Here is a 19871-nt window from a genome sequence, read left to right as displayed (position 1 = left end):
AAGACATGGAGAGGGCGGTGGCACTCATCAACCACCGCCCGCGCAAGAAGTTCGGTTACAAGACAACTGTGGAAAAATGAGGGAAGACGGGGTCTTCTTTGTGTCAACTTTTGTTTGACAATCTGCCTCCCGCTCCCGCACAGGGCGGTGAATTCCGCGCCCCGGTCAAGGATACGCCCTATCCCGGCACATCCGCCACACCGCAAAAACCTTGACCTGACGACAAGGCGGCGCGCCTGTCCGTATCCGTCCACGCACCCCCGCCCGCGGGCGGGGCGGCGTGCGTCGCAGGGCCGCTATTGCGGGCTTGTGTTCTTGTCCCCGCGCCGTCTCAATCCCGTTTCCGCATGCCCGCCGCTCCCCGCCGCCAGCAGCCGAGCAGGAGGAACAGCAGCACGGCCGCCGCCACAAAGGCCGCATCCATGCCCAGCCAGTCCTGCAGCGTGTAGGCGAGCACCGGCCCGACGGCCGATCCGCAATCCGCAATGAAGGTATAGGAAGAAAGGGTCAGGGTGGGATGCCCATGCTGCACGGCCGTATCCGAGGCCGTCGCGTCCGCCAGCGTGGAGAGACCGGTGGCGCAGACCTGCGAAAGGAGCAGCAGGGCCAGCCAGCACGGCACGGGCAGCGGCAGGGCCACCAGGCCGAGAGACAGCCCCCCGGCCAGCAGGCAGACGCGCAGCACGGGCGCGCGACCGCGCGGACCATCCGACAGGCGGCCGAACCACGGCGCAAGCCAGGGCTCCCAGCCCCAGCGCAGGGCCTGCAACAGGCCCGCCAGAGTGGCGCAGCCCATGACCAGCCCCCCGGCCAGCGCCACATCCCCCACATGCAGGGCGACCATGCGGCTCAGGCTGGCGGCATAGATGCCCTGAAAAACCAGCGTGACCAGAAAACCCGTAGCAAAGATGCGCCTCATGGCCGGCAGGCGCAGATGACGGCGCACCAGCAGCGTCCCGGCCTCCTGGCCCTGCGCGGCCGTGGGGCGCTCGCCGGCCGGCAGCCAGCACAGGCCCGGCAGCAGGCCCAGCAGGCTGATCGCCCCGAACAGGGACGCCACGGCGGCAAAGCCGAACAGATCGGCCAGCAGGCCGCCGCCCAGCATGCCCGCCAGACTGCCCAGCCGGACGAGACCGTTGTAGCTGCCCATGAGATAGCCGCGATTCGCCTTGTCCGACGCCTCGGCCAGGGCAAAGAGCGCCCCCAGCCGCAACAGCGTCCAGGCCAGTCCCCAGAGGCAGCGCAAGAGCAGCCAGACGGCGAAGGAATGCGCCACGGCATAGAGCAGGGTCGTGCCCGCGGCCAGCAGGACGGCCAGCAGCATGCCCGTCCGGCGGCTGATGCGGGCGTACAGCCGCCGTATCAGCGGATTGAGTGGCAGACGCACAAGACGGTTGACGGCCAGCAGCACGCCCACTTGCCAGAGGGCGTCCAGCCCGCATTGCCGCCAGCAGAGCGGCAGGGCGATGTACAGCATGGTGTCGCCGATGAGGCAGAAGGCCGTCATGGCCGCCATGACGCGGGCCAGCCGCAGGGCCTGCGGCGGACAGTCTGCCGCCGGAGAGGGCGCGGACGCGGAGGAAGCCATGATGCGGCGCGGCCTCAGCCGTCACGCCGGGCCAGCGTGGCCAGCGCCAGCCGGGCCAGCAGTTCGACGCCGCGCGGCAGGACGTTTTCGTCAAAGGTGAAACGCGGCGTATGATGGCCCGAGGGCCGGTCCGCCCCGAGCTGGAGATAGACGGCCTGCCCGCCGTCCTCCTCCACCTTGTTCATAAACCAGCAGCAGTCCTCCGAGGCCCGAAATTCGGCCCGCGGCATGATGTGGGTGAAACCGCCCATTTCCTCCGCCACCCGCTCCACCAGCGCCGTCAGCTCAGGATGGGAGGACGCGCCGGGGCAGTAGCTCTGGCAGAGCAGCCGGGCGGTACAGCCGTGCATGCGCGCCGCTCCCTGCACCATGCGGCGCGCCTCGGCCATCATAAAGCCGTTGATGTCGCTGGTCTCTCCCCGCGTCTCCCCCCGGAACCAGGCATGGGCGGGGATGGCGTTGGGCGCTTCGCCGCCGCGCATTTCGCCCACATTGATCCGGGAGGCCCCCTCCCCGTGGCGGGCGATGCCCAGCAGCGCCGTGCAGGCCGTGCAGGCGGCCAGCAGGGCGTTACGGCCCTCCTGCGGCGCCAGCCCGGCATGGGCGGCGCGGCCGTCGAAGAAGACCTCGAAATTGGTGGTGGCCAGGAAGTGCGTAGTGCCGCAGACCAGCGAACCGCTGACCCCGGCCTGCATGCTCAGATGGAGCCCGAACAGACGGGACGCGCCGTCCACCGCGCCGGCGGCCACCATGCCGGGCGCCCCCTCGCCCTCTTCTTCGGCCGGCTGGAAGACAAGGCGTATCCGCCCCCGGAAACGCGTTTCCAGTTCGGGCCGCAGGGCCGCCAGCAGTCGCGCGAGCCCCAGCCCGATGGCCACATGCCCGTCGTGCCCGCAGGCGTGCATGGCGTCATCCCGGCAGGAGGCAAAACCCTCCGCTGCGGGCACATGATCCGGCTCCCGGCATTCGCATATGCCGGCGTTGGCATCCATATCGAAACGAAAGACGATGAGGGGCCCGGGCTCATCATCCGCCGTTTCGCCCGCCGGCGGGCCCGCCAGCTCGAGATCGCCCCAGAGGCCCGTCAGCCCGTCGGGCATGCGCTCCAGCCAGCGCGCCGCCGCTCCCTGGGCCGCCGCCCGGGCCTGTTCGCGACGTACGGTCCTGGGATCCGGCCGCCGCGGCCGCGCCTGCGGCAGCAGGGCGTCCCGCCCCAGGCGTACGGCAAAACCGCATTCCTCCAGCGTCTGCGCGCACAGCGCCGCTGTCCGGTACTCCGCCCAGGCCGGTTCGGGGTGGCGGTGCAGATCACGCCGCACGCGCACAAGCCATGCCTTTTCCTCCTGCGCCAGTTCGTGCAGGCGCCGCCCGATCTCGTCCATGCGTCCCCCTTGCTGTCCGGCATTTGCCAAGCCGGCCCGGGCAGGGTACTATTGAAGCGCCGTTCGGCGCAAGTCGGCTTCGGGGCCATCCCCCACCCGTGCCGTCCGCCATGTCCCGGCACATGCTTCCATCAACCGACAGGGATGCCTCATGGTCACCTTCATCGCTTCCGTCGTTTTTGCCGTACTTGTTTCCTTCCTCTGCTCGCTGACCGAGGCGGCGCTCTATGCCGTGCCCTGGTCATCCATCGAGAAGGCCCGCCGGGCCGGCCGGCCGGTGGGCGAGCTGCTGTTCGCCATGCGCAGCGAGGTGGACAAGCCCATCGCCGTCATCCTGACCTGCAACACCATCGCCAACACCGCCGGGGCCGCCGTGGCCGGTTCGGCCTTCACCGCGGTGTTCGGGGACACCTGGCTCGCGCTCTTTGCCGCGTTCTTCACGATGCTCATCCTCGCCTTCGGCGAGATCGTCCCCAAGACGCTGGGCGTGGCCTACGCCTCGCCCATCATGGAAGTGCTGGCCCGTCCGCTGGCCCTGACCATCAAGCTGCTGACGCCCCTGCTCTGGCTGACGACCCTGCTGACCCGGCTGCTGACCCCCGCCAGCAAGGGGCCCGACATCTCCGAGGACGACATTCGGGCCGTGACCAGCCTCTCGCGGGAGGCCGGCCAGATCCAGCCGTACGAGGAGACCTTCATCCGTAACGTGCTGGCGCTGGACCAGAAACGCGTATACGAGATAATGACCCCGCGAACCGTGGTCTTTTCCCTGCCGGACGACTGCACCGTGGAAGAGGCCTACAACAATCCCCAGACCTGGCACATCAGCCGCATCCCCGTCTGGGGCGAGGACAACGAGGATCTGGTGGGTCTCGTGGAACGCCGTCTGCTGGGTCTGGCCATGCGCAACGGCAAGGGCGCGCAGCCGCTGTCCTCCATCATGCAGCCCCTGCACTTCATCCTGGAGAACCAGACGCTGGACGTGCTGCTGCGGGAACTGCTCGCCGCCCATGTTCACCTTTTCGCCGTGCTGGACGAGTACGGCGGCCTCGCCGGGGTCGTGACCCTGGAAGACGTGATGGAAGAGATCCTCGGCAGCGAGATCATCGACGAGAGCGACAATGTGGACGATCTGCGCGAGATGGCCCGCCGGCGACGCGCCAGCCTTGCCGGACGCGCGCCGGCGCGGACCGACGGGAACACGGCGGAGCGGCAGGCGGCCCCGGCGGAGGTCTGTGCGCGCGAGCACAAGGATTCATAAGGATTGTCGGCCCTAACAGGAGGAATTCCTACTTGCCAACAGGGACGACAGCATGTATAGATAGAGGGCGTTTTTTCTTTTCCCAGTGAGGTGTACATGGCCCGCAAGAATACCACCGCCACCTACGCCCTGGCCGGGCTGCTCTTTCTGGGCGGCATCGGCTGGCTCGTGTACTCGGGATTCTCCGAGAACAGCATCTACTTCCTCAACGTCTCCGAAGCCAAGGCGGCCACGGCCGAGAACCTGCGCGCGGCGCGGCTTTTCGGCACGGTCGCGCCGGAGGGGATCAGCTCGCCGCAGGACGGCCCGGGCGTTTCCTTCCTGCTGGTGGACAAGGACGATCCCCGGCAGACCATGCCCGTGAGCTTCCGGGGCATCGTGCCCGACAACTTCAAGGCCGGAGCCGAAGTCATCGTGGAAGGCCGGATGAATCCCGACAAGAGTTTTTCGGCAAAGATCCTGATGACCCAGTGTCCCTCCAAGTATCAGAAGGAAAATCGCAAGACCTAGGCGCGGAACTCGCCGCCGCATGACGCGTTTCCTCTTTCGTCCCCTGTTCCGGCGGGGCCGCTCTCTCCCGGCGCACTGAGAGCGCCCAGCCCCTGCCGGGCCGGCTTCCCTTCCGTGCGCCGCGACGACGCCCTTTCCCCGCTTCCAAAGGATACTCATGTACTTTTTCGCCTTCGCCCTCCTGCTCCTGACCCTGCTGCTGGCTGCCGGCGGCGGGATACTTGCCCTGCTCCAGCTCTGGCGGCCGCAGGAAAGCCCCACCCTGCCCCTGGTGGAAAAAGTCCACTGGGGGGTCTCCCTCTGTCTGCTCGTGGCCTCGGCCTGCCTGCTGCACGGTCTTTACTGGCAGGACTATTCCCTGAAGTATGTGGCCGACTACACGGATAATGTGCTCTCCCTCTTCTACCGCCTGACGGCCTTCTGGGCCGGGCAGCCCGGCTCCATGCTCTTCTGGGCGCTGGCGGTGGGGGGCATGGGCACGATCTTCGCCTGCACCGGCGGCTATCGCCGCCTGAAGGACACGACGCGCCTCTGGTTCTGGGTGTTTTTCCTGATCATCATGGCCTTCTTCGCCTTGCTGCTCTGCGTCTGGAACAATCCCTTCATCATGCTGGATCCCGCCCCGGCGGACGGCAACGGCCTGAATCCCCTGTTGCAGAACCCGGGCATGATCTTCCATCCGCCGTTGCTCTTCCTGGGCTATGGCGGCTTTGCCGTGCCCACCTGTCTCGCGCTGGCGCAGGCCCTTTCCCGCCAGCCTGACGAAATGCGCTGGTTCGACCTGGCCCGCCCCATCACCCTGCTGGCCTGGGCCTTCCTGACGGCGGGCATCGTGCTCGGCATGTGGTGGGCCTATATGGAACTGGGCTGGGGCGGCTACTGGGCCTGGGACCCGGTGGAGAACGCCTCGCTCGTCCCCTGGCTGGTGAGCACGGCGGCGCTGCATACGGCCATCATCGAGAAGCGCCGCGGCCGGCTGACCCGCTTCAACGTGCTGCTCATGGGCCTGACCACCCTGACGACCTTCTTCGCCACCTTCCTCGTGCGCAGCGGCATCATCGAATCCGTGCATGCCTTCGGCAGCGGCAGCGTCGGCTTCCCTCTGGGCATCTTCGTGACGGCGGGACTCGTGCTCATCATCGGCATCGCTCTGCTTTCGCCCGCGGGGCGCAGCGCCGGCGAGACCTCCGCCACGGACAAGACGGACAAGGCGGACGCCCCCCGCACGAGCGGGCCTTTCCTGGCCGAGGACACCTTGCTGGCCGTGGCCGTCCTGCTGCTGGTCATGGCGGTCATCATCCTCAACGCCACCATGTGGCCGGTGACGAGCGCGCTGTTCAGCTCCGCCAGCATGGGACTTGAGGCCTCCTTCTACAACCGCGTGATCCTGCCGCTCGGCGCCGTCATGCTGCTGCTGCTGGCCTGGTGTCCCTGGCTCGTGCCGGGCAGCGGCCTTTCCCGGGGCATCGTCCCGCTCGGGGCCGCGGGCTGCGCCGTGATCCTCTGGCTGCTGGGCTATCGCAACGTGGTCGCCCTGCTGACCACGGCCGGCGTCGCAGGCTTCCTGCTGGCCCTGCTGCTGCGGCTGGCCTCCACCCCCCTGCGTCAGCTCCCCCGCCGGGCGGGCGGGCTTGGCCTGCACCTCGGCCTGGCCCTCGTAGCGCTGGGCATCGCCTTTTCCGGCCCCTACAAGCAGGAGGCGGATCATGCCTTCGCCCCCGGCGACAGCATGACCATCGGCAACATGACCGTCACCCTCAAAAACCTCTTTGAAGGCACGCAGCCCGGTTATCATTTCCTGGAAGCCCAGCTCGAGGTGCGCCGGGCGGAGACGGTGGTCGGCGAACTGGCGCCCCAGCGGCGCATCTATGACAAGTTCGGCAGCATGCAGTTCTCGGAAGTGGACGTCATCCCCGGTCTGGGCAATGAAGTCTATGCCTCGCTGCTCGGGCTGGATCAGGAGGGCAGGGCTTACGTCAAGATCAGTCTGGAGCCGCTGGTCAACTGGATCTGGATCGGCGGCACGCTGCTTTGCCTCTTCCCGCTGCTCATGCTGCGCCGACGCTCCTCCGCCAGCCGGAGCGCCGGGAAAGACGCCTCCGGCCAGGCCGGCGGCGAGCGCTGAGGCGGATCACCGGACTGCCGTCATGCTGCATCTGGAGCATCTTGCCAAGGTCTACGGGGACAGGGTCGTCCTCCGGGACGTGAACGCCTCCTTTGCCGCCGGCAGCATCAGCCTGCTGGCCGGCAACAACGGCGCGGGCAAGAGCACCCTGCTCCGCATCGTGGCCGGCCTTGCGCGGGCCACGTCCGGGATCGTGCACTTTGAGGGCCCGCCCCCGGTGACCGCCTATCTGGGACATGCCACCTTCCTGTATCCGGGCCTGAGCGCGCTGGAGAATCTCGCGTTCTGGAACGGCGTGCATGAGCTGCGGCTCTCCCGTCAGGAGCTGCTCGCCCTGCTGGATCATGTGGGGCTGGCCGCCCATGCCCACGAGCGGGCCGGGATCTTCTCGCGCGGCATGGCTCAGCGTCTCAATCTGGCGCGGGTGCTCATGCTGCGGGCGGGGCTGCTGCTGCTGGACGAACCCGGCACCGGCCTCGATGCCGCTTCGCTGGCCCTGCTGCGACAGGAGATACGCAACGCGCGCCAGCGGGGCGCGGCCGTCATCATCGTCAGCCATGATCTGCAGGGGGACGCGCCCCTGGCCGACCGCGTCCTGCGCCTGCACAAGGGCCGCCTTGCCGAAGAAGACGGCGGCGCGGTCGCCAGCCCGCCCGCCGGCACGGAGGCCGTATGCTGAAACTGGCGCTGCGCGTGGCGCGTAAGGATCTGCTGCTGACCCTGGGGCGGGGCAGCGGCCTCGTACAAGGCCTGTTGCTGGGGCTGCTGCTGCTCTTCGTCTTCAGTCTCTCGCAGGGCGTGGGCGAACGCATGAGCCCGCAGGGCGCGGCGGCGGTCTTCTGGCTGAGCGCGCTCTTCTGCCAGGTGCTCATCTTCAACGGGCTCTATGCGCTGGAGGAAGTCAATGCCGCCCGGCTGGGACTGCTGCTCAGCCCCGCGCCCGTGCAGGGCGTCTGGCTGGGCAAGGGTCTGGCGGGCCTGCTGCTGCTCCTGCTGGCGCAGGCCGTCTTCCTGCCCGCCGCCGTGGTATTCCTGGGGCAGGAGCTGAGCGGCCCCCTTCTGCCGGGTCTGCTGATCCTGCTGCTCACCGATGTGGGCATCTGCGCGCTGGGCTCCCTGCTGGGCGCGCTGGCGCAGGGCGGCGGCTCGCGGGAATCCCTGCTGAGCATCCTCCTCTTCCCCCTGCTGATCCCGCTGCTGCTTGCGGGCATCCGGGTGGGGGCTCTCTGCTTCGGGCTGGACAGTCCCGACGGCCCCGCCGCCTGGCTGCAACTGGCAGCGGCCTTTGATGCCGTTTTTCTGGCCGCAGGGCTGCTGCTCTTCGGCTTCATGTACGCAGGAGACGAATAATGAACGCATCCCGCGCGTCCCTTTCCGCCCTGCCGCAGGGGCTTGTCCTGGCCGGCGCACTGGCCTTTGCCGCCTGTCAGTGGCTTATTTACGTCTATGCGCCGGTGGAGGCCCAGCTGGGCCTCATGCAGAAAGTCTTTTACGTCCACCTTCCCCTGGCCTGGTGGGCGCTGATCAGCTTTTTCGTGGTGTTCCTGGCCTCCGTGGCGGTTCTGCTGCGCGCCAGAGCCGCGGCCGACCGCCTGTGTCAGGCCGCCGCGGAAGTGGGGGTGCTGCTGACCACGCTCACCCTGGCCACGGGCATGATCTGGGCGCGTCGTTCCTGGGGCGTCTGGTGGACCTGGGATCCCCGCCTCACCACGGCCCTCATCATGTGGTTCGTCTATACGGGCTATCTGCTCCTGCGCGGGCTGGACCTTCCCCCGCGCCGCAAGAGCGTCATCTGTGCCGTGGTCGGCATCGTGGCCTTCCTGGACGTGCCGCTGGTTTTCCTTTCCGCCCGGCTCTGGCGTTCCATCCACCCTGCCGTCTTTGCCGCCAGGGGCGGCGGCATGGAGCCGGAAATGAAACTCACGGCCATCGCCTGCGTGGTCAGCTTCGCCCTTTTTTGGGCCGGTCTTGTCTGGCTGCGCAAACGGCAACTGGATATGGAGACGCGCGTCCGGGCCCTGCTGCTGGCCCGTCGCGACGCCGGACAGGACGAGGCTTGAACCCGGAGGCGGCACGGCTCCGCCTCCCTTCCTGAACACGCACAACATGCGGGGACTTTCCCGCCGGAGCGATATATGGAACCGATCTACTGGCTGATGGCGGCCAATGCGGCCGTCTGGTGCGGCCTTGGGGCCTATCTCCTCTTTCTCGGGCAGCGGCAGCGCCGCCTTGCCGCCCGCCTTGTCCAACTGGAGAGCCTGCGCCATGACGACTGATACCCGTACCCCCTCCTTTCCTCATCGTCTGATCATGCTCGCCCTGCTGGCCGGCCTGCTGGTCATGCTGGGGACGGCCGTCTGGCAGCGCATACGCCAGCCGGAACTCGTGCAGCAGGTGGCGCATACGCCGGCGCAGCACTCGCAGGAAGAGGTCTCCGCCGTGGGACGCCTCATGGAACAGGTCTCCCGCGATCCCACGGACATGGGCAGCCTGCTGTCCCTCGTCAACGCCCTCGTCAAGATGGAGAACTGGGAGGCCGCCGAGAACTTCGCCCGGCGCGCCATCGCACTGGACGCCAGGGACCCCCGCCCCCTGCATCTGCTGGGCGTCATCCAGCACAATACGGGACGTCATGCCGATGCGGCGCAGACGCTGGAAGCCGTCATCGCCCTGAAGGACGACGCCTCGGTGCGCTACAGCCTCGGCGTGCTCTACATCTATTACCTCAACGACAAGGAGCGCGGTCTTGCCCAGCTGCGGGTCGGCCTCGGCCTTCCCGACGTCAGCGACAGCCTGAAGAAGCATTTGCAGTCCGAGTTGAACAAGGCGGAGCAGACGCCCGGAAACGGACAAGGCACGCCGTAGCCGCCGCGCCGTCAGCCTGCCCATCCGGCGGCCATGCTCTCCGCTCGCAGCGGACGGCATGGCCGCCTTTTTTGCGCCCGAGCCGTTTCCTCCCCCGTGGCCCGCGCGTCTCCGCCGTCACGGCGACCCTTCCACAGAAAAATTTTTATCCACATCTCTTGACGAATAGTCAAAGAGAGTTATCTCTTTTTCAACAAGATTTCCACAGGAGGTCAACATATGAATCTCGTTCGTTTCCAGCCCCGTCAGGGATATACCCCCGCTCGTGAAGAATCCGCCCATCCGTATCAGCCGCTGAGCCGTCTGCACAATGATATCGACCGTCTCTTCCAGGGCTTTTTCGGTGATTTCCCCACGCCCTTCGGCGGGCTGCGCGACATGTTCAGCACCATGCCGGACTTTCTGCCCAGCCTCGATCTGAAGAGCGATCCCGCCGCCTACACCCTGAGCCTTGAGCTGCCCGGCGTGGCCCCGGAAGAAGTGAAGGTGGAACTCAACAACGGCATGCTGAGCATCTCCGGCGAAAAGAAGCCCGAAGAAAGCGGCAAGGACGCCAGCCAGCATGTGCAGGAACGCTGCTACGGCTCCTTCAGCCGCAGCATGAGCCTGCCGGAAGATGCCGACGGCGAGCACATCAGCGCCACCCACAAGGACGGCGTGCTGACCATCCGCATCCCCCGCAAGGCCCCGGAAAAACCGCAGAGCCGCGCCATCACGGTAAACCGCGGCTAGTCACGCCCGTTTTCTCCTGAACAGACGAAAGGCGGACAGGGAATTTTCCTGCCCGCCTTTGCCGTATGCGCGGTCACGCATCCCTGACTCATCCCTCGGCAAAAGTACGCTGGGGAAGGGAGGGGAGGTTTGTGGGGGAAGGGGAACCCCTCCGCGCAAGGCGAGGGGTTCCCCTTCCTCACAAATAACTCACGAGAGAACGATCAGCCCTAATCCACCCCATCGGGAGGCAGTTTGCCGCTCTTCCAGGCGCAGAGTCCCCAGGCTGCCTGCCCCAGCGAAAGGCCGCCGTCCCCGGGCGGCAACTCCAGCGGCAAAAGCGGATGCAGCCCCCGGGCCCGCAGGGCCCGCAGCAGCAGCCGGGCCAGCAACAGATTTTGCAGACAGCCCCCGGCCAGCGCCACCGTCCGAAAGCCCGTCGCAGCGGCAAGCCGGGCAGCCAGCCGCGCCAGCCCCCCGGCCAGCCGCTCGTGGAAGCGCAAGGCCGCCGTGGCCGCCCCGTAGCGTGCGGCGTCATGCTGCACGGCGGCAAACAGGGCCGGCGTGTCCAGCCGCCAGGTCTCGTCGTCGCCGGCTGGCGGCCGCAGCAGCTCGTCCGCCGCCTCCTCGTCCGCCAGAGGCCGGGCCTCCGGGCAACGGGCAAGCGTCTCCAGCCGGATGGCCGCCTGTCCCTCGTAGCTGGTGGCCAGGCAGATCCCCAGCTCGGCGGACACGGCATCAAAGAGCCGTCCGCAACTGCTGGTCAGGGGGCAGTTGACGCCCCAGCGCAGCATCTCCCGCAAGAGGGAGGCCTGATGCCGGGCGGTCGTGCGGGCCGCGGCCAGCTGGGCGTCGGCTCCCCAGGCATCGACGGGCGGCCGCATCGTCCCGTCCCAGCTTGCGGGCTCATCCGCCTGCCCCAGCATCTCCCGCAGGGCGAGCGCCAGACGCCACGGCTCCCGGATGGCCGCCTCACCGCCGGGCAGGGCAAAGGGGGACAGTCCTCCCAGGCGCTGCCAGCGCAAGGCCTCCAGTTCCATGCTCAGCACTTCCCCGCCCCAGATGATGCCGTCTGTCCCCAGCCCCGTGCCGTCCAGACAGATGGCCAGCGCGCCGTCCGTCCGTCCGTGTTCGGCCAGGACAGCCGCCGCGTGGGCGGCATGATGTTGCAGGCGCAGCAGGGGCAGGCCCTCGCGGCTGGCCCGTTCCCGTGCCCAGCGCGAGGAGAGGAGATCAGGGTGCAGATCGCAGACCAGCAGCTCCGGGCGCACTTCCAGCAGACGCTCCAGATGCGCGGAGACTTCTTCATAAAAGCGGGCCGTGGGCAGATTTTCCAGATCCCCGATGTGCTGGCTCACGAAGGCATCCCGGCCGCGCGTCAGGCAGAGGGTCGCCTTGAGCTGCGCGCCTGTGCCGCAGACCGTGGGGGACTGGGCGTCCGCAAGATCCAGCGGGACGGGGCGCGGCACATAGCCCCGCGCCCGCCGGTGGAAGAAGGGGGCGGCCCCGCCTGCCTGCCCGGCGGGGAAAAGCGCGGTGACGCTGTCGTCCACACGCACGAGGATGTCCCGGTCATGCAGGAGGAAGGCGTCCGCCTCGTGCCGCAGGCGGGCAAGCGCTTCGCGGTTGCCCAGGCAGAGCGGTTCGCCGCGCGGATTGGCGGAGGTCATCACCAGCGCGGGCGGCATGGCGGTTTCCCGCGCCAGCGCATCGAACAGCGCCACATGCAGCGGGGTATAGGGCAGCATGATGCCCAGACTGTCCGTATCCGGGGCCAGCAACGGGGAAAGGCCGCCGCTCTCCTCCCGTACGGGGCAGAGCACGATGGGTTTTTCCGGCGCGCAGAGCAACGCCGCATGTTCCGGGGAAAGGCGGCAGCAGGCCCGCGCCGCGTCCAGATCCGGCAGCATGACGGCAAAGGCCTTGTGCGGCCGGCTCTTGCGCTGCCGCAGACGGGCCACGGTGTCATCCCGCCGGGCATCGCAGGCCAGCTGGAAGCCGCCCAAACCCTTGAGTGCCAGTATGCCGCCCTGCCGCAAGACCGCGGCCGCTTCCGCAAGAGCCTGTCCGGCCCGCACCGCTTCCCGCGCGGGCGGGGCTCCCCTGTCCGCGTCCGGTGTCCGCACCAGCCAGAGTCGCGGCCCGCAGACCGGACAGGCCACCGGCTGGGCATGGAAGCGCCTGTCCAGCGGGTCGCCGTATTCGGCGGCGCAGCGCGGACAGAGCGGGAAACAGGCCATGCTCGTGGTGGCACGGTCATAGGGGATGGCTCGGGTGATGGTGTAACGCGGCCCGCAATTGGTGCAATTGGTGAAGGCATAGCCGTGGCGGGGATCGGCGGGATCGCGCATCTCCCGCAGACAGTCCCCGCAGATGCCCACATCCGGGCTGACCAGCACGCTGTGTCCGCTCCGCCCCGTGCTCTCCACGATGCGGAAGGCCGCGCCGTGCCGGGTATTGTCCACGGGCAGATCTTCGCGTTCCAGCCGGGTCAGCCGGGCCAGCGGCGGCAGTTCGGCGCGCAGACGCCGCAAAAAGCGCTCCACTGCGGCGGACGGCCCCTGGATGTCGATGCGCACGCCTTCCGACGTATTGCCCACCTGCCCGGCCAGCTCTTCCTCCACGGCCAGACGATAGACGAAGGGGCGGAAGCCCACGCCCTGCACCTGTCCGCCCACGAGGCAGCGGCAATGTATCTCATTGTGTTCGACCATAGACCAAGTCTAGCACAAGGGCGGCGGGATGCCCAGCTTCGCCCGTCGGGATGCCGCCTGACGGGCACGGCTCTGCGGGCTGTCGTTACTGGAGCGTTTCAAACTGGAAATGTTCTCGCATGAATCATTTGTACACACTCCGTCAGCTTTTGGGGCGGGGTTCCTCGTATCCCCGTCTCTTTCCCCGGCAAAAGCGCGCTGGGGAAGGGATGGGGGGGCTCCCTTCCCCCAGCAGGCGCGAGCAGCGTCGGCAGGCCCTACCCGCCGATGACGTAGCGCGAACGCCTGCCCAGCCCCTTCTTGAGCAGGAAGACGAGCCCCACGCTCAGCCCTATCTCCAGCACCGCCACCAGCAGGGACACCGGCACGAGCTCGTCCCAGAGCCGGAGCAGCCCCGGGAACAGCACGGGATCGCAGATGTTCTGCACGATGACGTGCAGGAAGAAGAGCGGGAAGCTGTAGCGGGCCAGCAGATCCAGCAGGGGACTCGGCGTGCGCCTGCGCTCCAGCAGCAGGATGACGCCCATGCCGATGGCGGTCTTCTGGATATAGTAGGCGGTTTCCGTATTGGGGATGAAGTCAAGATAAAAATTGACGAAGACGACCAGCGTGGTGAAGGCCGCGATGGAAAGGATGGCGCGGATGTGCCGGATGATGAAGTCCATGCACATCTCCCTGTTGCGGGCAAAGAAGATGCCCAGCAGGAAGACAGGCAAAAAGTAGCAGTAGTTGCGGAAAAAGAAGAGCAGACCGCGCGGCACCATGAGCGGCAGAACGGCAAGCGGCGGCAGCAGGCGGCTCAGCAGGGCGGTGTCCATGAAGAAAAACAGCGGACTGATGACGAAGACCGACAGGATGAAGGGAATGTACCAGTAGGGCGTCAGACTGGCCGAGCCGTAAAGCAGACAGACCAGGACGTCTCCCGTCGAGGTGAGGGGCATGCCCTCGTTGATGAAGGCCGGAAATGTGCCGCCGCACCAGAAGATGCAGCTCCCGACAAGCAGCAGCAGGCAGGAGATGATGAGGTAGGGGGTCAGCACGTTACGGATCTTGGCCCTGTAAAAGGCCAGGAGGGAAAAGGGCTTCTTCCGGTTCACATATTCGAAGAGGTAGCCGGAAATGAAGATGAAATAAATGGTGCTGGAATGAAAGAGCGTGTCGCTCAGGGCGGTGATGAGCCGCTTTTCCGTCTCGAAGCCCTCAAGAAAGGGGGGCTCGTGCCACAAATGGGTCAGCATCACGGAAAGGATGGCAAAGGCCCGGAAATAATGGAAGGTCATGTCATATTTCTTGTCGGTCATGCGCGGGTCTCCTCCTGACGGGGGACGAGGCTGTCGTGCGGACGCACTGAGGGGAACAACGTACGAGGGGGGATTTTTGGGCAGGTAGCAGAAAGCGTCCCGTCCGTAAAGAGGACGCCGCCGGGCCCTGGCGGCTTTTCTTCGGCTTGCCTGAGGGAAGGCCCTTCTGCTATGCAGAAAAAAGGCTTCCCCCTCCTCACGGGCGAGGCCGGGAACCGTCCCCTTTTTTCGGAGGAAAGCCATGTCCGAGGAACGGCAGGAACAGCGGCATGCCGCCCAGACCGTGGGCGAGCGGGTGCGCACCTTTCGGGAGGCGCGCGGCATCGACCGGGAAACGCTGGCCGCGGATGCGAGCCTGAGCGTGGAATTCGTGGAACGCCTGGAAAGCGGCGAAGTCTACCCCGCCATCGGCCCCATGCAGAAGGTGGCCCGCGCTCTCGGCCTGCGTCTGGGGACCTTCCTGGACGATCAATTCACCCGGGACCCCATCATCAGCAGCATCCATGAGACCGGATCCGACCCCTGTCTGCACACGGGCAGCATGCCCCGCCCGAGCTACATCTACCACGCGCTGGGCAAGGGCAAGAACGACCGCAACATGGAGCCCTTCTGCATCGAGATCTACCCGGATGCGGAAAATGCCGTCCGCAAGACCAGTTCGCATCAGGGGGAGGAGTTCGTCCTCGTGCTGGAAGGCGAGCTGCTCGTGGTCTACGGCCGGGAGACCCATATTCTCAAGGCCGGACAGACCATTTACTATAACTCCATCGTACCGCACTATGTGGGCCCGGCCAACGACAAGCCGGTACGCATCCTTGCCGTGACCTACAACCCGTAGCGGTGGAATGAATCCGGCCCTTTCCGGGCAGCCTGACGGCAGGGCGCTCCCCGTCATCGTGACGCCGGAACGGTCTGCCGCGTATGCGCGCATTGCGGAGGATCAGTTATGGATGAGAAGGTACGCGAACGTCAGGCTCAATTCGTCCTGCGCGAGAAGACGCTGGGCCAGATCCTGGACGAGACCGTGGCACGCTTCCCGGACAGGGAGGCCGTGGTCTATGCCGACCGCAATTATCGCAAGACCTGGCGGGAGTTTGCCGAAGTGGTGGACGATCTTGCCAGGGGCCTGATGGCGCTGGGCGTGCAAAAAGGGGAAAAGGTCGCCGTCTGGGCCACCAACGTGCCTTACTGGGTGGCCCTGCAGTTCGCCACGGCCAAGATAGGGGCCGTCCTGCTGACGGTGAACACCAGTTACCGCGAACACGAGCTGCGCTATCTGCTCCAGCAGTCCGAATGCGAGAACATCTTCCTCATCGACAGCCTGCGCGATCACGACTATGTGGACACGCTCTACAAGATCGCGCCCGAACTGCGGGTGCAGTCACGCGGGGAGCTGCGCTGCCGGGAGCTGCCGCATCTGAAGCGGGTCTGCTTCCTGGGGGCGGAAAAATACCGCGGTATGTATTCCGTGCCGGAGATCATGGCCATGTCCGTCATGGTGGACGATGCGGCATACGCGGCGCGACAGGCCTCCCTCGATCCCTGGGACGCCATCAATATGCAGTATACCTCCGGCACCACGGGCTTTCCCAAGGGGGTCATGCTCACCCATGTGGGGGTGGGCCTCAACGGGTACTGGATCGGCCGTCATCAGCGCTTCACCGAGCAGGATCGCGTCTGCCTGCCGGTGCCGCTCTTCCACTGCTTCGGCTGCGTGCTGGGCGTTTCCGCCTGCGTCAATCACGGGGCCTGCATGGTCATCCTGGAGTCCTACAATCCCCTGCAGGTTCTTGCCGCCGTTGACGGCGAACGCTGCACCGCCCTCTATGGCGTGCCGACCATGTTCCTGGCGGAGCTCGAGCACAAGCTGTTCAAGCGCTTCGACGTCTCCAGCCTGCGCACGGGCATCATGGCCGGTTCCGTCTGCCCGGAGCCGCTCATGCGGCGCGTGGTGGACGAGATGAACATGAAGGAGATCACCATCTGTTACGGGCTGACCGAAGGCTCGCCCGTGATAACCCAGTCGGACATCCATGATCCGCTGCCCCTGCGCTGCGAGACCGTGGGCTGCGCCATGCCCGGCATCGAGGTACGCGTGGCCGACCCGGACACCTGCGAGGAACTGCCGCGCGGCCAGGTGGGAGAGATCATCTGTCGCGGTTACAATGTGATGAAGGGCTATTACAAGATGCCCGAGGAGACGGCAAAAGCCATCTCCCCCGACGGCTGGCTGCATTCCGGCGACCTGGGCGTCATGGACGAAAACGGCTATGTGCGGGTGACCGGTCGCATCAAGGATATGATCATCCGCGGCGGCGAGAACATCTATCCGCGTGAAGTGGAGGAATTCCTCCTGCGCATGCCGGGCGTGCTGGACGTACAGGTGGTGGCCGTGCCCAGCCGCAAATACGGCGAAGAGGTCGGCGCCTTCCTCATCCCCAAGCCGGGCGAGGAGCTGGCCCCGGAAGACGTGCGGGCCTTCTGCCGGGGCAAGATCGCCTGGTACAAGGTCCCGCGGTATGTGGCCGTCGTTTCCGGCTTTCCGCTCACGGCCAGCGGCAAGATCCAGAAATACAGGCTGCGGGAGATGGCCGCCGAACGCTGGCCCGAAGCCCTGCAGAGATAGACTTTCCCTCCCTTATCCTCCGCTGCCGTCCCCAAGGGGGACAGGCGGCAGCCGCATCCCGTTTCCGGCCGGCGCTCCGCGGCGCCGGACCGCCGGGAAAACCAGAAAGGAAGCTCCATGAAAAAGGCCATGCCCCTGCCCGAACCCTGGTCGGAACCTGAAAACGCCCCGCACAGCACCGCCCTGCCGGGCGCACAGGACGTCCTCCTGCCGCGGGATGCCGCCCCCGCCGGTACGGAGGCGGCGACGCCCCGTCCGACGCATCGTCCGATTGACGACGCGGGAACGGACGCCGCCTGCCGGACGGCATCCGTCTCCGCCCCGGACGGCCCGCCGCCCATCCCCCTGCCCGGCGAAGACTTTTCCCTGGAGGAGGAGCCCCGCCGCGCCGGCACGGAGGCGGCCCCGGCGGCCGCCTGCCCCGGACAGGCGCAATGCCCGCTGGCACGCATCCCCGAGAGCGCCTGGAAGGAACTTTTTCGCCGCCCCTTCCGCCGGCGGCATCCCGTGATCTTCTGGGGCATCGTCCTGCTGGTGCTGGCGGGGCTGGTCTTCGCCCTGCTGCTGGATGAGGACGACCTTGCCGGGGAACGCCTTGCCCTGCTGGAGATTCGCGGCCCCATCAACGACGTGCGCCCCCATCTGGAGTGGCTGGGCAAGGTGGCCGCCGATCCCGACGTCAAGGGCCTGCTGGTGCGGGTGGATTCCCCCGGCGGCAGCGCCGCCGCCTCGCAGGAACTCTATGAGGCGGTGGCCGCTCTGGGCAAGCGTATGCCCGTGGCCGTCTCCATGGGCAGCGTGGCCGCTTCCGGCGGGCTCATGGTCAGCATGGCGGGCAAGCGCATCTTCGCCAATGCCGCCACGGTGACCGGCTCCATCGGCGTGCGCATGGACATCCCCCAGATCCGCCAGCTGCTGGACAAGATCGGCGTGGGGCAGGAAACGCTGACCACCGGTCCCTTCAAGGATGCCGGCTCCATGCTGCGGCCGCTGACGCGCGAAGAGCGCGAGTATTTTGAAGGCCTGCTCAAGGACATGCACGACATCTTCGTCGCCATCATCGCCGAGGCGCGCGACATGCCGCGGGCAAAGGTCGCGGAGCTGGCCTCGGGCAAGGTCTTCACCGGTCGTGAGGCGCTGCGTCTGGGGCTGGTGGACGAGCTGGGCACGGTCAGCGATGCCCGGCGCTGGCTGGCCGGGCAATGCGGCGTGCCGGCCGACCGTAAGCTGATGCAGCGTCCGCGCGAGGACGCCTGGTGGCGGCAGCCCCTGCAAAGCTTCTGGCAGGCGCTGCTTGGCCCGGACGCCACGGCGGCGGGCACGAGCCCCGCCTTCCTCTATCAGATGTAGCGGCGCTCCCGCCGTATCCCGTGCCGTGCCGGAGCCGCTTTCCCCATGAAAGCGCTCCGGCCTTCCTGTCTGGGCGCAGGGAAGGTGGACGGCGTGGGCGGCCTGCCGGCCACGCGCATCAGGACGAGCGCGGCCGTACGAGAGCCAGCAGCGCCACGCCGGCCACAAGCAGGCCGATGCCGCAGCCGTCGAGCAGGGTCACGTCTTCATGGAGCAGGAAGATGCCCCAGCAGGCGGCGGCCAGAGGTTCGGCCAGGGCCAGCGTGGCCGCCGTGGCCGCCGGGGTGCGCGCCAGTCCGGCGGTCGTGAGGCTGAAGGCCAGCGCCGAGGTGACCACGCCAAGGTAGAGCGCCGTGCCCGCCCCCGCCGCGCTGCACAGCCAGCCCACGGGAAAGAGCAGCAGCGCGGGCAGCAGCAATACGCCGCTCAGGCCGCACAGCACCAGCATGACGCTGTCCGGCGCGAAACGGACGCCCAGCGGCTTGCTGAAGACAAAATAGCAGGCATAGCCCGTGCCGGCCGCCAGCGGCAGGACGAGCCGCTGCCAGTGGGCGGGGCCTCCTTCTCCCAGATTGAGACAGACGAGCCCCGCCAGCGCCAGCGCCGTGGAGGGATACCAGACAAGGGAAGGACGCTCGCCCAGCACGGCCCAGGCCAGCAGCGCGGCCACCAGCGGCGAGAAGCCGATGGCCACCACCGTGCCCACGGCCACGCCCGCCAGCTGGACCCCCTTGAAGAAACAGACCTGGAAGGCCACCAGCCCCAGCGCCGCCGGGAGCGCCCAGCGCAGGGGCCAGTCCGCCGGCCGCGGCAGCCTGCCCCGGCAGGCGCACCAGACAAGCAGCGCCAGCGCCGCCACCTGCATGCGCAGCGCGCCGATGACATAGGGCGTCGCTCCCTCGGGGGCAAAGGCCTGCGCCGTGCCCGAAGTGCTGAAACAGAGCGCTCCCAGCAGGACGAGAAGCGCACCACGGGGGGCCGTCGCCTGCGAAGCGGGCGGCGCATGACCGATGCCGACAGATGGGGACGATGAGCTGCTCACGGGGCTTCTCCGGCATGGTGGGATAAAGGGGAAGCGGCTCTCGGGGATCCCCCGCGGCGGCCACCGCACAGGTCCTGCGGTGGCGCGGGGGACGGACCCTTCCGTCTGAATATGCCTTCTTTCCCCGGTGCAGGCAATGGGATCTTTTGCACAAGCTTTCCCTGCCGCGGGATTGGGGACGCGGGACATCCCCCGCCTCCCCCGGCTGACAGGTCCCGAAAAAAGTGCATAAAAAATATCTTTTTCCCTAAACCCCCTTTTTTTCCCGCCGATAAAGAGGACAATCGCCTGCAGGGACGCAGGCTGTTATCCACTCTTGTACAGACATTCATGGAGGAATGTTATGTATATCAATCACAACGGAATGGCCACCAACGTTGCCAACACTCTGACCAG

17 protein-coding genes are annotated in these 19871 nt (G+C 67.1%); 12 read left to right on the top strand and 5 right to left on the bottom strand.

The window, feature by feature from the left end; all coding sequences use genetic code 11:
* Nucleotides 1–331: 331 nt before the first annotated feature.
* Both Q0J54_RS10245 and Q0J54_RS10240 read right to left on the bottom strand, forming a co-directional pair.
* Nucleotides 332–1588, bottom strand: a complete 1257-nt coding sequence (locus Q0J54_RS10245; RefSeq protein WP_296305382.1) for an MFS transporter — start codon at nucleotides 1586–1588, stop codon at nucleotides 332–334.
* A 14-nt stretch (nucleotides 1589–1602) separates the two neighbouring features.
* Nucleotides 1603–2970 carry an amidohydrolase gene (locus Q0J54_RS10240; RefSeq protein ID WP_296305380.1) on the bottom strand — a complete coding sequence of 456 codons (1368 nt, stop codon included), beginning with the start codon at nucleotides 2968–2970 and terminating at the stop codon, nucleotides 1603–1605.
* 151 nt (nucleotides 2971–3121) lie between these two features.
* On the opposite strand from Q0J54_RS10240, the gene Q0J54_RS10235 reads away from it, so the two are divergent.
* From Q0J54_RS10235 to Q0J54_RS10195, 9 genes are all read left to right on the top strand, one after another.
* Nucleotides 3122–4231, top strand: a complete 1110-nt coding sequence (locus Q0J54_RS10235) for a CNNM domain-containing protein (protein WP_296305378.1) — start codon at nucleotides 3122–3124, stop codon at nucleotides 4229–4231.
* Nucleotides 4232–4327: 96 nt separating this feature from the next.
* On the top strand, nucleotides 4328–4741 hold the full coding sequence (locus Q0J54_RS10230; RefSeq protein WP_296305376.1) for a cytochrome c maturation protein CcmE: 414 nt from the start codon (nucleotides 4328–4330) through the stop codon (nucleotides 4739–4741).
* 157 nt (nucleotides 4742–4898) lie between these two features.
* Nucleotides 4899–6866 (top strand): heme lyase CcmF/NrfE family subunit, encoded by a 1968-nt coding sequence (locus Q0J54_RS10225; protein WP_296305374.1) that lies wholly within the window; start codon nucleotides 4899–4901, stop codon nucleotides 6864–6866.
* Between the two features lie 22 nt (nucleotides 6867–6888).
* Nucleotides 6889–7545, top strand: coding sequence for a heme ABC exporter ATP-binding protein CcmA (gene ccmA / locus Q0J54_RS10220; RefSeq protein ID WP_296305371.1), 657 nt, complete (start codon nucleotides 6889–6891; stop codon nucleotides 7543–7545).
* Nucleotides 7539–8216: a heme exporter protein CcmB gene (locus Q0J54_RS10215; RefSeq protein WP_296305370.1), complete on the top strand. Its 678-nt coding sequence runs from the start codon at nucleotides 7539–7541 to the stop codon at nucleotides 8214–8216. Before ccmA ends, Q0J54_RS10215 begins: the two co-directional genes overlap by 7 nt.
* On the top strand, nucleotides 8216–8926 hold the full coding sequence (locus Q0J54_RS10210; RefSeq protein ID WP_296305369.1) for a cytochrome c biogenesis protein: 711 nt from the start codon (nucleotides 8216–8218) through the stop codon (nucleotides 8924–8926). The genes Q0J54_RS10215 and Q0J54_RS10210 overlap by 1 nt, the downstream gene beginning before the upstream one ends.
* Nucleotides 8927–9001: 75 nt before the next feature.
* Nucleotides 9002–9142, top strand: coding sequence for a CcmD family protein (locus Q0J54_RS10205; RefSeq protein WP_296305368.1), 141 nt, complete (start codon nucleotides 9002–9004; stop codon nucleotides 9140–9142).
* Complete coding sequence (locus tag Q0J54_RS10200) at nucleotides 9132–9731, top strand: hypothetical protein (protein ID WP_296305367.1); 600 nt, start codon at nucleotides 9132–9134, stop codon at nucleotides 9729–9731. The genes Q0J54_RS10205 and Q0J54_RS10200 overlap by 11 nt, the downstream gene beginning before the upstream one ends.
* 219 nt (nucleotides 9732–9950) lie before the next feature.
* The gene (locus Q0J54_RS10195) at nucleotides 9951–10463 is read left to right on the top strand and encodes an Hsp20/alpha crystallin family protein (RefSeq protein ID WP_296305366.1); all 513 of its coding nucleotides are present in this window, start codon (nucleotides 9951–9953) and stop codon (nucleotides 10461–10463) included.
* A 209-nt stretch (nucleotides 10464–10672) separates the two neighbouring features.
* On the opposite strand, the gene hypF is transcribed toward Q0J54_RS10195, so the two are convergent.
* Nucleotides 10673–13156 (bottom strand): carbamoyltransferase HypF, encoded by a 2484-nt coding sequence (gene hypF / locus Q0J54_RS10190; protein ID WP_296305365.1) that lies wholly within the window; start codon nucleotides 13154–13156, stop codon nucleotides 10673–10675.
* Between the two features lie 257 nt (nucleotides 13157–13413).
* Nucleotides 13414–14457, bottom strand: a complete 1044-nt coding sequence (locus tag Q0J54_RS10185; RefSeq protein WP_296305364.1) for an acyltransferase — start codon at nucleotides 14455–14457, stop codon at nucleotides 13414–13416.
* Nucleotides 14458–14698: 241 nt separating this feature from the next.
* Here Q0J54_RS10185 and Q0J54_RS10180 point away from each other — a divergent pair, with 241 nt between their 5' ends.
* From Q0J54_RS10180 to sppA, 3 genes are all read left to right on the top strand, one after another.
* Nucleotides 14699–15295, top strand: coding sequence for a cupin domain-containing protein (locus Q0J54_RS10180; RefSeq protein WP_296305363.1), 597 nt, complete (start codon nucleotides 14699–14701; stop codon nucleotides 15293–15295).
* Between the two features lie 108 nt (nucleotides 15296–15403).
* Nucleotides 15404–17083 (top strand): AMP-binding protein, encoded by a 1680-nt coding sequence (locus tag Q0J54_RS10175; RefSeq protein WP_296305362.1) that lies wholly within the window; start codon nucleotides 15404–15406, stop codon nucleotides 17081–17083.
* Nucleotides 17084–17200: 117 nt separating this feature from the next.
* Nucleotides 17201–18433 (top strand): signal peptide peptidase SppA, encoded by a 1233-nt coding sequence (gene sppA / locus Q0J54_RS10170; protein WP_296305361.1) that lies wholly within the window; start codon nucleotides 17201–17203, stop codon nucleotides 18431–18433.
* 118 nt (nucleotides 18434–18551) lie between these two features.
* Here the strand turns inward: sppA and Q0J54_RS10165 are convergent, their stop codons facing one another.
* Entirely contained in the window at nucleotides 18552–19475 is a 924-nt protein-coding gene (locus Q0J54_RS10165; protein WP_296305360.1) for an EamA family transporter, read from the bottom strand.
* Between the last annotated feature and the right edge of the window lie 396 nt (nucleotides 19476–19871).

Origin of the sequence: uncultured Desulfovibrio sp., from assembly GCF_944324935.1 — a bacterium.
Classification (GTDB): domain Bacteria; phylum Desulfobacterota; class Desulfovibrionia; order Desulfovibrionales; family Desulfovibrionaceae; genus Desulfovibrio.
This window is presented reverse-complemented; position numbering and strand designations above follow the sequence as displayed.